We start from the raw sequence: 15430 nt of genomic DNA, 5'->3' as shown, positions 1-15430 counted from the left end.
CAGCCTTTTACGTAAAGAAGCAGCCAGCAGCCAGCTGCAAAAAACAAAAAACCGCCCCGTTTCCAGGGCGGCCTCATGTATAAGGGATACTGCAAGCTCAATATTTATTTATTGGAAGACAATTTTTGTATAGCCGTGATCTTTCCACCCAGCACATCCAGACCTTTCACAGCAGTGGCTGTGCCGGCGTCAAACTTGTACACCATGCTCTTGCCATCGTTCATATAGAAACCGATATAACCTGTTTTATTGTCCATCGGTGCGTAATTGGTGGTGGTCACTCCTGCGATATCAGCAGGATCAGGTGTGCCGGTTACCCAATTGAAGGTTTTGTTCACTACGTTCACAATGGCGAATTGTTTTCCTACTGAATAGGCTCCTTTGTCTTTCGCCATGGTGAGAATGAAAGTATTGTTGCCTACATACAATTTGTTGGTAAGGTACCAGCCACCGGATGCAGCGCTGATATCGAAGAAATAGCTCTGGTCAAATTCGGTAACACCAGATTTCAGACGTGTGATGGCTGAAGGTTTGGTGGAAGTATAATTACCTGCATTGGTGGCAACGGAAGAACTGAACGCATATACGTCTCCGTTATCTACCACTTCCAGTCCATCAGTGAAGTACCTGCCGATATAACTGGTCCTGTTGTCTTTGATCACTTTCTCCAGTGTCATGGAAGGATAGGAATACACCGCAATCCAGGCACTGTCAGGGTATGCAGTACCGAAGCCATCTCCGCAGCATCCTTTGATGCTCATGTAGGGAGCATAGATCTTGTTACCTACCTGTTTGATCCAGGTGAAATGTGCGCGCTCGCCGTTATTGGCCATGGCAACGATGTCTGACTGACCCTCGCCCACAATTTCCAGCTTCTCGGTGCTTACACGGTACCAGAGGGCATTGTCGCCTCCTGTCTGACTGCGCGGGACCTTGATCATAAGGATATCATCACCGGCTGGTGCAAATGCCTGTACTGTCTCCGTCTGAAAATTGGTGAGTTTTTTCAGCTTCCCTTCGGCAGACAGATCATAGGCAGTGACGGCGCCGGGATTTCCCTGGCCATACAGCATGCTGAAGAATTTTCCATTATGGGTAACATAATAGCGATAGGACCCGTCTTGTTCGATACCATTTCCTTCTGTGGAAATGGAACCGGATTCCAGGTTGTCGGCCGTGAGCAGGTAATCTGCCACACCGGTTGTAGCTGCCGGCGTCACAGTAACGATATATGCACTGGGTCCTCCGGTCCCTCCGCCGCCGTTCGTTTCATCTTTATCACAAGAACTGAATCCGATGGCTGCCAAAGAAAATGCAAAAATATACTTGCTGTACTTTTTCATCACTGAATGATTTATTGATGGGTGAATATTTACTGAGCGATAAAATACCTGAACTTGATATTGAACGACCTGCCGGGCTTTTGCAGGCTGAAGTTGTCGTAGAGTTGTGCATTATTGATATTCCTGCACTCCAGTCCGATATTGTAGCGGCCATTCTTCATGGAGTAGACCATATTCACATCGTGACTGGTTTGCATGGGTACTTGTCTTTTCTCATCGTCGCTGCCTCTTCCACCGCGGCTTGGCCAGTACAACCAGAAACGGTGAACATAGAGCAGGTTGTAACCGATGGTAAGCTGATCGTTCTTACCGAACAGCTCTTTGAAAAAAACAGAAACATCTCCGTTACCATAGAGATAGGGCAGGTTGGGCATCCTGTCTTTGTACACGATACTTGGCGCTCCTGTTTCCGGATCAAAACGTTGCTGGTTGATGATATGCTGATAGGTCAGGTTTACGCCTGCTGTAAGAAGTGATTTGTAGGAATATCTCAGTTCCGCTTCGCCACCGATATTGGAAACGCCTTCCAGGTTGGCAGTAGTCAGCTTCTGCTGGTTATTATTGAAGTAGAAGTAGATGAAATCTCTCGCATAACGGTAGATGGCAGAGCCCGATGCCAGGAAGCGATGGTCTTTTTTCCAGTTGAAACCATAGCTGAGGCCAAGATTGAAATTATCACTGATCTCTGGTTTGAGATTGAAATTACTCTCCTGGTTCATCAGATCGCCGAAGATCTCTTCATTTTCGGGAAGACGATTGCTTTTTTCGTAGGAGAATTTGAGTTGAAGATCAGGCTGAACAAAATAACTACCGGCGATACCGTAACCGAAATTCCTGACCGTGTTGCGCTCTGCTTTATAGGCTATATCTCCCCAGTTCCCCGTTGGGTTGTAGGAGATTTCAGTTTTAGCATCCTGGCGCAGGTATTTTCCAAATAGCGTAGCGCTCCACTTGTCTGTTATTTCATATTTATACCCGAGACCAAGAATATTCTTTATCGATTTTTGAGGGATCTCGTATTTATTGTCATCCGGGTAAAGCTCATCGCTGCCTTTCCTGTTGAAGGTGGTGAATACATTGTTCAGCGAAATAGAATGATTTTCTCCAAAATTATAATTCAGGGTAGCGGTTGCCAGTCCCAGATTGTTGGAATATTCATACATTGTTCTGCTTCTCTCGGCGCCCAGTCCTGAATATTGTTTATAATTCCCGAACCAGTCGTACCTTCTGAAAGCCGTATCGATATTCTGTTCTTTTCCCAGGTTGTAGTTGGCATTCAGGGTAAGTTCAAGACCTTTGATGAAGAGGTTTTTTTTCTGGTATTTCAAAGTTGGCATTACCATATTTCCCTTTCTGTGCCAGGCGCCAAATACGGTAGCCATCCTGGCGCCGGTCTGCACTTCCTTGTAATTTTTTCCGAGGCTGATGCCGAACAGGAGTTTATCAGCCCAGGGTTTTCCCACGAAACCGATATTGGTGATCAGGGTCTCATTATGGTATGTATCATGAAATCTCCTGACGGTGGTATTGGGATAATATTTCCCGGTATTGATATCGGATACTTCCAGGGTTACCTTGTAATTATTGTCGGAATAGTTCTGAAAGGCGTTCACCTGCACCGTTAAACCTTTTTTGGATGTGAATGCTGCATTGATATTGCTCCGGTGTGTATTGAAGGAGCCGAAGGAATAGGAAACATCCACATAGTTCCTGTATTTGCTGCCGGTGACGATGTTCACGGCGCCGCCGAGTGCATCTGATCCCAACCAGACCGGCACTACTCCTTTATATACTTCTACCCTTTCGGCAAAGTTGATGGGAATATTGTTGAGCTGAAAGGAAGAACCGAAATTGTCCATGGGAATACCATCCAGGAACAAACGCACCTGGTTACCCGAAAATCCGTTGATGGCTAAATTGAAATTGGAACCTACGCCGCCAGTTTCCCGCAATCTTACACCAGACACGCGGTCCAGTGCATGCGCCAGGTCCAGCGTAGAGTTGTAGAGTTTTTTAGCATCGATGGCGGTTACATTGAAAGCCTGTCGATTGACCAGTTGCGTGGCTGAACGCCCCACTACCGTTACTTTCTGGAGCGATTTGGCTTTGGAAGAATCCTGGTCCTGCGAAAACGCAGGGATTGCGATCAGGCAAAAGGATGACTGAAGCAAAATTTTTCTAAATTGCATTGCTTAATAAATTGAACAGATTTAAAAAGCTCCACCGGAAGGTGGATGAGCCGTACAGTTGGCGCTGTGCGGCTCGCTTTTTTTTTATATATCGGCCGTTACTACCTGCGGCTTGATCAGTGTTTTGGCTATTTTTTTCGTTTTCGTGTTTTTCGAAGTCTTCTTTTTCCTTTTTCCCCACCATACCAGGAATCCTGTAACAGGCAGGCTGGCGCCGATCAATGCGGCAAAGAAGGCCAGAATCTTTCCGGGAAGGCCCAGGATGGAGCCAACATGGATATCATAGTTCATCCTGCGCAGTTTGGCGCCGAAAGCGGCCTCTTCATAAGGCGTTTCGTATACGGGATTTCCTTTCAATTGTTTTCCGGTATGCTGATCGAATACAAAACTCCTGTTGTTGTAATATTTTCCGGCCGTTGGATAGATTGTGATATTGATGGTGGAAGCCGCCCTGGAAGTATCGGCAAATGCATAATAAAAGCCTTCTGCATCAGGATGCTGGCTGCTTACCTGGTTCCAGCAATTGTCCATCGCATTTTGCGGCGTAAAGAATTTACCTGCCTGCAGTGAATCAGATTTCGCTCTTTTGAATTCAGGAAGTGATTGTCCACCTGAAGTAACCCAGTACAATCCATTGCTGTACCATTTGATCCCATACACCATTCCGGTAAGTGCAATGGCCAGCAGGAGGAGCAGGGAATAGAATCCGAAAACATTGTGCAGGTCGTAGTTCACTCTTTTGAAACTGGCTTTCCATTTCACTTTGAAGCTTTGGTCACGCGCGGCTTTTGTCCATTTTCTCGGCCACCAAAGCACCATACCAGTAATCAAAAGTATTACAAAGATGAACGTACCATAATTGACGATGGGTCTTCCAATTTCATAGGGGAGCCAGAGGAAGCGATGGCCGTTGAGGATAAAGCGGAAGAAATCTGTTTCGCCTGCTTTCTTTTCTTTTACACTTATCACTTGTCCGGAATAAGGGTTTACGCGAAGCACAGTATTGCCTCTGCGGCCTTCACCGAGTGCAAGATAAATGGCGCGTCCCTGCTGGTAGGTGGCGTAATTCGGTTTCTTGCCGGGGGCTATCGAGTCCGCGATGCGGATCAGTTGAGAGGGAGGGATCACGGGAGCTGATTGTCTGGCCACCTTTGTTTCAGGCTCCATCAGGGCAGTGATCTCATCATTGAAAACCCAGATGCAGGCTGTGAGACAAACCACCAGCATTATCAGTCCGGTGATAAGACCCAGCCATAAATGCAACCAGGCAGATACACGATAGAAAATACTCCTGTTGCTTTTTTTAGCCTTAAGCGGAGTTTTGGCTTTGATCATAATTCGAACAGATTGTTGTATCAAAAACCACAATTGGCGTTGCGTAACCAGGATGGTTTGTTTTTGATGCTGCAAATTTAGTTCATCCCTCCACCTGCACATTGCGAGATCGGAAACAATGCATTGCGAGATCAGAAATAAGAAGCCTGCCGGTGACGTATCATTTTTCGATACTTTTACGTTCAGGCTTTTTATTAGTAAGCATTGTTTTCACAACTACCATACGAGGAAGGTGAACTGCTATTGCGGGTTGCCGGGGGCGACGAACAGGCGTTCGGTCTGCTATTTGAGCAATACCGTAGTCCATTTTTCCATACCTGCCTCCAACTGACCGGTTCCCGCGACGTATCAGAAGAGGTAGTGCAGGAGACCTTCATCCGTATCTGGGAAAAACGGGAATACCTCCGCGATCTTCAGCATCCCAAAGCCTATCTCTACAAAATATTCCAGAACGTATTGTTCAGTTACTACCGGTATGTGGCCAATCAACGCAGGGCCCGGGGCTCCATCATTCAATATTATGAACAGCAGGACCCGGATGAAGGCCTGAACAGCAAACTCAGGCAGGAAGCGCAACTGGCCCTGATAGAGGAATCACTCAAACTCCTTACGCCGGCGCAGTTGAAAGTATTCAAACTGATCCGCCAGGAAGGACTGAGCAGGAAGGAAGCAGCAGAACAGCTGGGCATTTCTCCCAATACCGTCAGGAACCTTTTGGCGGAAGGGATGCGTGTGCTGAAGGAACATCATCCCGGTATCCATCCCGTGGTATTGCTTTCCTTTCTTTTCATGAAATAAGATCTCCGGAAAAAAATTTCCCATTTTTCATAGTACATCTTTTTCCTTTTTGCATTTACCTATAGACAGATTATGGAAACACCGCAGGACCGCATAGTACAACTGTTGACTCGCTATTCCCAGCGCACCGCTACAGAAGCAGAGCTTGCCGAGCTGACCGAATGGATGGCCAATACCAGCAATTCAGCTCCCTTCGATGCTTTTGTAACGCAGCTATTGGAACAGCAGGCATCCCAACAACCGGATACGCAGGACCCCAACTGGGAGATCCTGTACAAAAAAGTACTGGCAGGCAGACCGGCACTGGCAGAAATACCTGGACCAGCTCCGGTGCGGAGTATCCGCAAACGCTGGCTGGTAGCCGCTTCCGTGGTAGCGCTATTGGGTGCAGGCGCCTGGATCTGGAGCTTGAATTCCGGGGAAACAACAGTTCCTCCGCCAACGGCAAACGCAACATCCATTGGTCCCGGACAGGAAGGCGCCATTCTCACACTGGCAGATGGCAGTACCATTTTGCTGGACAGTATGGGAAATGGAATCGTATCAAAACAAAGTGGCGTGGAAGTGGTATTACGGAACGGAGAATTGAATTATGGAAAAGGGCAACCGGCCAACAAACTTTCATACAATTCCATGAGCACTCCCAAGGGGCGTCAATTCAGACTGCAATTACCTGACGGCACCAAAGTTTGGCTCAACGCTGCCAGCTCCATTCGTTACCCCGTCTCTTTTGCGGAGAACGAACGCCGTGTTGAAATACAGGGTGAAGCCTATTTTGAAGTGGCAGCCAACAAAAGCAAACCTTTCCTCATCAATATAAACAACAAAGCCGAAGTGGAAGTGCTGGGCACCAGTTTCAATGTGAATGCCTATACAGATGAACCACAGATCAGTACTACCCTGCTGAATGGACGCATCCGCGTATCCAACGCGAATACCCGAACAACATCCGGTAAACTGTTGCTGCAACCCGGGCAACAGGCACAGTTGAAAGATGACCGGTATGAGCTGATCAAAAATCCTGATCTCAGCAAAGTGATGGCCTGGAAGAACGGGCTCTTCAATTTCGAAGGAACCGATCTGAAAGAGATGATGCGTCAACTGGTAAGATGGTACGATATAGAAGTAGTATATGAAGGCAATGTGCCCGATGTACACTTCTTCGGTAAAATGAGCAGAAAGCTCGATCTCTCAACGGTACTTGCCGCCCTGAAAGGTTTTGGTCTTCACTTCCGGATGGAAGAAAGGAAGCTGGTGATCATGCCCTGACAGTAATATATCAACGAAGTTATAGCCGTGAAAATGAAACAACGCGGTCATCCAACAAAAAACCGGAAGTGGTTGAAGCACTCCCGGCAGAATTTGTCTGGTTGATCCAATAGACTGATACCATTTTCTAAACCAAACATTGCAATTTATGCAAAAAACTGCTTATTGTAGCCGGAGTGATCTGGCTGCAGCCGGCTCCCCTGTGCATGTTCAGTGGATCACACGCAACTTCAGCACTGAATACGCTCTCCGGACAATCTGGTCTGCAGCTTTCCGGTTACCGGGCCAAATGCTGCGAATTATGAGAATGATCTCCTTTCTGATGCTGATCTCGCTGATGCATGTTACTGCTGCATCAAGATCCCAAACCGTAACGCTGAGCGGAAAGAACCTCACTGTAAGAGCTATCTTCTCCGCCATCGAAAAACAAACAGGCTATCTTGTCTGGGGGAAAGCCGCTTTCCTTGACAGTTCCAAACCGGTTACCATTGTTGCTCACGAAATGCCTTTGTCAAGCTTCCTGGACAAAGTAGTTACAGACCAGCCCTTCACTTACAAGATCGCCGGGAACACTATCATTCTATCAGAGAAACCACCCGGCGCCAGCTTCAATCCTCCCATCGTTCTCTACCAGGCGCCACGCAATTATTTTCCCTTTGCCGGCATGGTGATCAATGCGGAAACAAAGGAAAAGCTTGTCTCCGCAACTATCGGTGTGAAAGGAGCTGCTTACGCAGTGGTAGCCGATCAATATGGCAATTTCAACCTGGGCGAAGTGAAACCGGACGCTACATTGCAGATTTCATCCGTCGGTTTTCAAACGATCGAGATCTCAGCAAAGTCCCTGGTGAATATCAGCCCGAACAATACACTGACACTTAAATCAGGCACCATCCGGAAAATACCTAACGGCATCTACATCATCGCTCTTAACCCGGTACGCGCCGTACTGGCCGAAGTTGTGATCAACAACGGTATGTTCACCAGGAATAAAGAAAGCTTCTCCGGCGCTGCCACTGTATTCACAGGCGCTGAACTGAGGGCCGTTGGCACGAAGAATGCGCTGCAGAGCTTGAAAACACTCGATCCTTCTTTCATCATCGTGGAGAATAACCTGGCAGGTTCCAATCCCAACAGGATGCCAACTATCGAGATCCGCGGAAGAACTACTCTTACCAATACCAATCTGAATGATCAGTTCAGCGCTGACCCCAATCAACCCCTCTTCATTCTCGATGGTTTTGAAACAACCCTTCAAACCATCTATGACCTGGACATGAACCGCATTGCAAAGATCACCATCCTTAAAGATGCAGCCTCTACCGCACTCTATGGATCCAAGGCTGCCAATGGCGTTGTGGTAGTTGAAACCAAACGTCCCGTGCCTGGAAAAATGCAGGTCTCCTATTCAGCCGACTTCAGCGCTGAGCTTCCGGACCTGAGCAGCTATAATCTCATGACAGCCGAAGAGAAACTGCGCTGGGAACAACTCACCAACTCCACATTGAGCACCAGTACCGATGCATGGCGGATCGAAGAACGCTATGCTGCACGTACCGCCGATGTTGCACGCGGCGTGAATACCTATTGGCTGCACGAGCCTGTTCAAACCGGATTCGGCCAAAGGCATTCCATTCAATTCAACGGAGGCAACAGCGATCTCGTGTTCAATGCAGGCGCTACCTATACCAAAAAAGAAGGAGCCATGAAAGGTTCTTCCAGGGAGAACTGGGGCGGCAATCTCGTGATCTCCTATCGCAAAGGCAGATTGAATATCACGGAAAACCTGATGCTGCAAGGATCCAAAGGCATCGAATCACCATATGGTAACTTCGCTACGTTTGCTGCCGCCAATCCTTACTATCGTAAGACTGACGAGAACGGGTTCGTCAACAGACAGCTGGACCCTGTTTATGATACCGCGGAGATCAACCCACTTTACAATGCTTCACTCTACAGTATCAATCAAAACAAGGGCTTTGGATTCACCAATAACCTGAGAGGGATCTTCACCCTCACCAATTCACTGCAACTGGAAGCCGGACTGGCCACCGGTAAGAACAACTCAGATGCAGTAGTTTTCATTCCACCGGACAATACCTTGTTCGATGGTGTTGAAGCCAACAAGAAAGGAAGCTATACCAGCGCGAAAACAGAAACGAAAACAGTGAATGCTTACGCTGCGATCTCATATGGACAAATGATCGGGAAAGGCAGGCTCAGCGCCAATGTCCGTGGCAATATAGAAAGCACTACCAATGAAATGCTGGGCTTCACGGCAGTTGGATTCCCTTATGGCACCAATGGGAACCCTTCTTACGCCTATGGATATGCGCCTGCATCCAGGCCGAATTCAAGCAGGGTTACCAGTCGTGGCGCCGGTATTGCTTCCAGCATCAATTATATGTACGACAATCGTTATGGTATCGACCTGGTTTATACGCTCAGTGGCGCCAGTGCATTCGGTAGCAACAAAAGGTACAAGCCATTCTACTCTGCCGGCGCATCCTGGAATATCAATCGTGAAGAATTCTTCCGGAATATCTCCTGGGTCAACAGCCTCCGGCTGAGAGGGAATATTGGCTACTCAGGCAACCAGAACCTGGGCAACTTCACTTCTGTTTCCACTTACGCATACCAATCCACCAGCAGCAATTACTTCGGTCAGGGCCTGGCGTTACAATCGCTCGGCAGTCCTGATCTGGAATGGTCAAAAACATTGAATGGAAGCTATGGCCTGGAATTCTCCTTACTCAAAAACCGCGTGGGCGGCTCTATCGAATATTTCACCAAGCTCACCGATCCTTTATCTGTTCCGGCTGAAGGGACTGTGCCATCATCGGTGGCTGTGAACAATAGTTATGTGATCAATGTAGGCAATCTCAACACTACCGGCTGGAACCTGAACCTACGCTATTCGCCCGTCTATCAACTGGAGAAGCGTATCATCTGGACCATCGCCGTTACTGCTACACAAAACAAGAGCGAGTACAACGGCTTTTCCAACAGGCTGTCTGCACTCAACAAAGAAGAACAGGAAAGCAATGGCCTGAGCAGGTACTACGATGGTTATAGTCCGGATGATCTCTGGGCCGTTGAATCACTGGGCATCGATCCTGCCAACGGAAGGGAGATCTTCCAGAAACAGGATGGCAGCATCACTTATGTTTATGATCCTGCGGATATCGTTCGTATTGGCAATCTCCGCCCGAAACTGGAAGGCGTGATCACCAATACTTTTGCGTACAGGGATTTCACTCTTGGCATCAGCGCCCGTTATCGGATCGGCGGATATGTATTCAACAGTGCACTGTATAATAAAGTAGAAAATACAGGAGGCAATATCAGCAGTTTTGCGCTGGTGATCGTTCGTCCCAACCTTGACAAACGCGCGCTCTACAACAGGTGGCAAAAGCCAGGCGATGTTGCCGAGTTCACATCTGTAAAGGCATTCAATGCAAGTCCCATGAGCTCGCGCTATGTGCAGAAAGACAGTCACCTCATCGGAGAATCCATCAACCTCGGATGGAGAACAAGCGCTCCCTGGGTGAGAAGACTACACCTGCAGACCATCGGCGCCAATTTTATCCTGAACGACATCTTCCGCATAGAAAGCGTTCTCACCGAGAGAGGGTTGGAATATCCTTTTGCCAGGACCGCTTCCCTATCCATCAACCTTTCATTCTAATTCAAACATGAAGTTTATGAATAACAGCTGTCACATCATCATATTATTGAGCGGCTTGCTGCTACTGGGAGGTTGTAACAAATACCTGGATGTACAACCCGAAACTTCCTACACGGAAACCCAGGTATACAACAATGAAGCTGCCCTTCAGCAGGCATTCAACGGCCTGTACCTGGACCTGGGCTCCACACAGCTCTATGGTTCTTATCTGAGCTCCACCATGATTGAAATGCTGGCCCAGCGCTACAAACCAACCTACGATATGCAGGGTATGAGAAACCTGTCGGGTTTGGTTTATTACGATTATAATTCACAGCCCATCCAGAACCTGTTCGATACCATCTGGCGGAAAGCCTATGCCACTGTGCTTGCCACCAATGTTTTCCTTTCAAAGATCGACAACTCGATTGCCGGGAGGGTGATCCCGGAACCCAATGGCAAACTGCTGAAAGGGGAAGCCCTTGCCATTCGTGCATTACTGCATTTCGATATGCTGCGATTGTTTGGCCCTGTTTATTCCAGCGGCAGTGGCAACAATGCCATTCCCTACTACTCAGCAGCAGATGGAAAAATGCAGCCGCTGTTGACCGGCAGCCAGGTGATGGATAAAGTAATGGCCGATCTTACGGAAGCGGCAGCCCTGCTGGCCGATGATCCCGTGATCACACAGGGCATTGTTTATAGCAGCAACTTCTATTCGGCCGCACGGAATCAACGCTTGAACTATTATGCTGTCAGGTCCCTGATGGCCCGCGCTTATCTCTGGCAGGGCAAAACAACAGAAGCCCATAGTACGGCATTATCTGTAATCTCCGATGGAGAAAAATGGTTCCCCTGGACCAGCACCGATGCCGTGTTCGATGCCACGAATCCCGACAGGGTATTTTCGCCCGAGATCATTTTTGGCGCATACAATCCATTCCTCAACATTAACTACGACAGGTATTTCAATCCTGCACTCTCCGATAACACCATCATGGCGCCCGACCCCACCAGGTTAACGGAAGTGTTCGAAGGTCTGTTACAGGATTATCGATTTGTACAAACCTGGCGCACGGGAAATGGAAAAGCATACCATACTTTTTACAAATACGCACCACTGCCACAACGCCAGCGCTGGGAGTTTGTACAACCGCTGGTCCGTAAATCGGAGTTATACCTGATCCTGGCAGAAACTGATCCAGATCCGGTGAAAGCCCTGGCTTACCTGAACACGGAAAGACGCAACAGGGGCCTGGCCAACCTGGAAACGATCGGCAGCATGGCTGTTGAGCTGAGAAAGGAATACCAGAAAGAGTTCTGGGGTGAAGGCCAGCTCTTCTTTTATTACAAAAGGATCAATGCCACCGGCGTTCCCAGTGGCGCCTCGCCTTATCCCTGGGCTACCGTGGATCCCGTATATACAGTACCGTTACCTCTTTCAGAAACAACAACGCGGTAACAATCGCTAACGTAAAAAGTGAAAAAATGAAACAAGTAATCTATGCATTCCTCCCTGTCAGCCTGCTGTTCATGGCAGTCTCCTGCAAGAAGGAAGCCCTGATGAAATATAAATCAGCAGACAATGTCTACTTCAATTATTTAGTGGGTGTTGATCCTGTCAATAATAACCTGGGATACTATATAGATAGTATCGATCTCACGTTCTCTTTCAGTGACCCATCTGTACAGGATTCCATTTTGAAAATACCAGTAGGGGTAACAGGTGTGGCAACTGACCAGGACCGCAGCTTCAGCCTGGCTATCGATCCTTCTTCCACCGCAAAACCAGGACTGAACTATGAACTCCCTGAAACATTTCTGATAAGGGCAGGCAAAATTGAAGACACTATCCGTATCAAAGTGAACAGAACACCGGAATTGAAATCGAATATGCTCACGTTGTTGCTTACACTACAGGAGAACGATCAGTTCAAGACCCAGTTCAAATTCAGGCCCAGGCAGGGGAACAGTCAAACCAATATCCGCGACCAGGATACCATCCGGACCACCACTTTCAAAGTGCGAATGGCGGATATGCTGGCTGCAGGACCGTATTGGGATACATACTATTTCTGGCACTTCGGCACCTTCAGTGAAAAGAAAGTGAGGCTGATGAACCAGGTGGCCGGTATGCCGCTCTCCCTCTGGTCAAAACTGGCAGAAACTCCGCAGGAAAGATCAGAGATCGCTTACTACGGCGGCTTTATGGCCCGGTATCTCAGCGACCAGGCTGCCGCAGGAAATACAATCCTGGACGAAGACGGCATTACGCCAATGAAAATGGCAGACAGGTATTACTGACCCAATTTTCCTGATTCACATGCTTAAAGATTATTAACATGAAGAAATTATTGATCTGCATATTAGCCGGAACATTGGCGGGAATCAGTTCCTGCTACAAAGACAAAGGCAACTACAGTTACCGTGAAATCAATGAAGTCACATTCGCGCAAATAGATACCACTACCGGGTATTCAGTTTTCCTCGGAGACAGCCTGAAGATCTCTCCACAGCTGATCAGCAGTATGCCCGGTGAACAGCAGGACTATACCTATGAATGGAGCTTCTTCGACAGGATCAATGGAGACAGGATCCTTTCAAAAGAAAAGGACCTCAAAATAAAGATCGATGAAATTCCAGGCCCCTATTCACTCCAGTTCAGGGTCACAGACAAATCCAATGGCAGGCTCTTTCATGTAAGAACGAATGTATTGGTAAAGACCACTGTATATGAAGGTTACCTGGTACTGAGTGATGTAAATGGGAAGTCAAGGCTCGACATGATCTCCTATGACGCCACCAGTGGCAATTTCACACAGATCACCGATGTACTTGACCACATGAAATCCTCACTGCCGCAACAAGGCAAACCGATCAAAGTACTGGCCACCCGCGTTACCAATGCCTTCAACTGGTCAGACTCCACGTACGGTATTTACATGGTCACTGAAGATGGCACCAACAGGGTCCACCCTGAATCATTCGATTATCGTCCCACCTATAATATCCGTTATGAATGCGTGGGTGATTTTCCACAGGATTTCAGGGCTGACAACCTGATTGCAGATCCTGCTTTTTATTTCGTGAATATCTTCCTGTATTCAAATTACAATGTGTATGTGCGGGGATCCGGTGTAGAAATGTATAGCCTGCCCGTTAATAAACTTGAGGGCCAGGCGCCATTCAGGGCAGCGCCCTGGCTTGTGGCCAACAGTTCCCAATATCTCATGATGTACGATATCGATGCCCGCAAATTCAATATGCTCAATACACTCAGTAGTTTCACCGCAGTACCGGCTCCGGTTGCTACTGAAGCCGGACAGCTTGATTACCCCTCCGGAAGAGACCTGGTCTGGATGGAAAAAACGCCTTCCGGTTATGCTTATGCGATAACCAGGGATGTAGCAGGCCCGGATCTTTATCTTACCAAATTCATCCCCGGCGCATTGCCTGTTTATTCAAAACGGATAAACGGAACAGCCATTGGGCAGGCCACAAAATTTGCTGTGGGTTCAATTCCAGAATACCTCTTCTATAGCGTTGGTGGTAAAGTATATGAGTATGATCTCTACACAGAAACCAGCAAACTGATGCTGGACAAAGGCGCATCACCCATAACATATCTTGCTTTCCAGCAGTTCTCCCCCAACAGGAGCCCCGGTACTTATGGACAGTGGCAGCGCTGGCTCACACTGGGATACGCTGATCCAGGCGCACCTGAAGGCAGCAATGGCATAATGGAACAATACTCGGTGCCTGATGCCAACGAAGCACTGGTACTTCAGAAAAAATGGACAGGCTTCGGAAATATCGTCAGCATCAGCTACCGCGAAAGATAAAAGTATAGTCAACCAAATTCTTTACAACATCATTCAGAAAAAAATGGACAACCCGATCGTAAAAATCGAAAAACTGTCGCACCGGTATTCCAGTTCCTGGGCTATCCGCGATATCAATATGGAGATTGGCTCCAGGGGCATCGTAGGGCTGCTCGGCTCCAATGGCGCCGGCAAGTCTACTACCATGAACATCCTCTGCGGTTCACTCAACCAAACGGAAGGCAATGTATTCATCAATGGCATCAACCTGCGTGAACAACCCGAGCTGGCAAAACAACAGATCGGCTTCCTGCCGCAGAATCCTCCATTGTATATGGACCTTACAGTAGATGAATACCTCACCTATTGTGCGGGATTGCGACTGATGCCGAAAGACAAAATGAAACCTGCCATCAAAGAAGCAAAGGAACGCTGCGGTGTTGATCATTTCAGCAACCGACTGATCCGTAACCTCTCCGGTGGCTACCGTCAACGCGTGGGTATAGCACAGGCTATCGTTCACAAACCAGCGCTGGTGGTGTTGGACGAACCTACCAATGGACTCGATCCCAACCAGATCACGGAAGTGCGCGCCCTCATCAAGGAGATCGCCACAGACCGCGCCGTGATCTTCTCTTCACATATCCTCACTGAAGTGCAGATCCTCTGCAAAGAGATCAAGATGATCGAAAGCGGCAGGATCGTTTTTTCAGACAGCATGGATGCCTTCAACAATTATGTAGAACCGCACAGCCTGCTGATGCATCTCGAAAACCCTCCTTCAGAATCGGAACTGGCCCAGGTTGCAGGTGTAACAAAAGTGGAATTCGTAACAGAAAGACAGGTGCGCCTGCATTTCACCGGCGAACGGGAGATCACTGAAAAACTCGTGGCAGCCAGCGTACAGAAAGGCTGGAGACTCCAGGAGATCAGTCTCGACAAGAGCGCTCTCGATGAGATCTTCAAACAATTATCCAATCAAACTTCTCTGAACAACTAAAAGAATAA

The 15430-nt window shown here is 48.0% G+C and carries 10 protein-coding genes; 7 read left to right on the top strand and 3 right to left on the bottom strand.

What is annotated here, in order from left to right; translation table 11 throughout:
- Nucleotides 1-104: 104 nt before the first annotated feature.
- The 3 genes from D9Y29_RS08360 to D9Y29_RS08350 all read right to left on the bottom strand — a co-directional run bounded on the left by D9Y29_RS08360 (nucleotide 105) and on the right by D9Y29_RS08350 (nucleotide 4867).
- On the bottom strand, nucleotides 105-1343 hold the full coding sequence (locus D9Y29_RS08360; protein WP_127126956.1) for a DUF4374 domain-containing protein: 1239 nt from the start codon (nucleotides 1341-1343) through the stop codon (nucleotides 105-107).
- Between the two features lie 29 nt (nucleotides 1344-1372).
- The gene (locus tag D9Y29_RS08355; RefSeq protein WP_127126954.1) at nucleotides 1373-3532 is read right to left on the bottom strand and encodes a TonB-dependent receptor plug domain-containing protein; all 2160 of its coding nucleotides are present in this window, start codon (nucleotides 3530-3532) and stop codon (nucleotides 1373-1375) included.
- Nucleotides 3533-3616: 84 nt separating this feature from the next.
- Nucleotides 3617-4867, bottom strand: coding sequence for a PepSY-associated TM helix domain-containing protein (locus D9Y29_RS08350; protein WP_127126953.1), 1251 nt, complete (start codon nucleotides 4865-4867; stop codon nucleotides 3617-3619).
- 204 nt (nucleotides 4868-5071) lie between these two features.
- Between D9Y29_RS08350 and D9Y29_RS08345 the strand changes: the two genes are divergently transcribed.
- The 7 genes from D9Y29_RS08345 to D9Y29_RS08315 all read left to right on the top strand — a co-directional run bounded on the left by D9Y29_RS08345 (nucleotide 5072) and on the right by D9Y29_RS08315 (nucleotide 15422).
- A complete protein-coding gene (locus tag D9Y29_RS08345; protein ID WP_127126951.1) occupies nucleotides 5072-5665 on the top strand; it encodes an RNA polymerase sigma factor in 594 nt (197 codons plus the stop codon).
- 72 nt (nucleotides 5666-5737) lie between these two features.
- Entirely contained in the window at nucleotides 5738-6934 is a 1197-nt protein-coding gene (locus D9Y29_RS08340) for a FecR family protein (protein ID WP_127126949.1), read from the top strand.
- Nucleotides 6935-7082: 148 nt separating this feature from the next.
- The gene (locus D9Y29_RS08335) at nucleotides 7083-10622 is read left to right on the top strand and encodes a SusC/RagA family TonB-linked outer membrane protein (protein WP_127126947.1); all 3540 of its coding nucleotides are present in this window, start codon (nucleotides 7083-7085) and stop codon (nucleotides 10620-10622) included.
- A 16-nt stretch (nucleotides 10623-10638) separates the two neighbouring features.
- Nucleotides 10639-12063 carry a RagB/SusD family nutrient uptake outer membrane protein gene (locus D9Y29_RS08330; RefSeq protein WP_164735315.1) on the top strand — a complete coding sequence of 475 codons (1425 nt, stop codon included), beginning with the start codon at nucleotides 10639-10641 and terminating at the stop codon, nucleotides 12061-12063.
- 26 nt (nucleotides 12064-12089) lie between these two features.
- Nucleotides 12090-12905: a DUF4843 domain-containing protein gene (locus tag D9Y29_RS08325; protein WP_127126943.1), complete on the top strand. Its 816-nt coding sequence runs from the start codon at nucleotides 12090-12092 to the stop codon at nucleotides 12903-12905.
- A gap of 38 nt (nucleotides 12906-12943) precedes the next feature.
- Entirely contained in the window at nucleotides 12944-14443 is a 1500-nt protein-coding gene (locus D9Y29_RS08320) for a PKD-like family lipoprotein (protein WP_127126941.1), read from the top strand.
- Nucleotides 14444-14486: 43 nt separating this feature from the next.
- The gene (locus D9Y29_RS08315; RefSeq protein ID WP_127126939.1) at nucleotides 14487-15422 is read left to right on the top strand and encodes an ABC transporter ATP-binding protein; all 936 of its coding nucleotides are present in this window, start codon (nucleotides 14487-14489) and stop codon (nucleotides 15420-15422) included.
- The last annotated feature ends 8 nt before the right edge of the window (nucleotides 15423-15430 follow it).

It is taken from the genome of Pseudoflavitalea rhizosphaerae (genome assembly GCF_003991355.1).
GTDB lineage: Bacteria > Bacteroidota > Bacteroidia > Chitinophagales > Chitinophagaceae > Pseudobacter > Pseudobacter rhizosphaerae.
This window is presented reverse-complemented; position numbering and strand designations above follow the sequence as displayed.

Coding starts and splice junctions, on each gene's coding strand:
- D9Y29_RS08360 (WP_127126956.1), bottom strand. CDS start 1,343: ATGAAAAAGTACAGCAAGTATATTTTTGCATTTTCTTTGGCAGCCATC.
- D9Y29_RS08355 (WP_127126954.1), bottom strand. CDS start 3,532: ATGCAATTTAGAAAAATTTTGCTTCAGTCATCCTTTTGCCTGATCGCA.
- D9Y29_RS08350 (WP_127126953.1), bottom strand. CDS start 4,867: ATGATCAAAGCCAAAACTCCGCTTAAGGCTAAAAAAAGCAACAGGAGT.
- D9Y29_RS08340 (WP_127126949.1), top strand. CDS start 5,738: ATGGAAACACCGCAGGACCGCATAGTACAACTGTTGACTCGCTATTCC.
- D9Y29_RS08335 (WP_127126947.1), top strand. CDS start 7,083: ATGCAAAAAACTGCTTATTGTAGCCGGAGTGATCTGGCTGCAGCCGGC.
- D9Y29_RS08330 (WP_164735315.1), top strand. CDS start 10,639: ATGAATAACAGCTGTCACATCATCATATTATTGAGCGGCTTGCTGCTA.
- D9Y29_RS08325 (WP_127126943.1), top strand. CDS start 12,090: ATGAAACAAGTAATCTATGCATTCCTCCCTGTCAGCCTGCTGTTCATG.
- D9Y29_RS08320 (WP_127126941.1), top strand. CDS start 12,944: ATGAAGAAATTATTGATCTGCATATTAGCCGGAACATTGGCGGGAATC.
- D9Y29_RS08315 (WP_127126939.1), top strand. CDS start 14,487: ATGGACAACCCGATCGTAAAAATCGAAAAACTGTCGCACCGGTATTCC.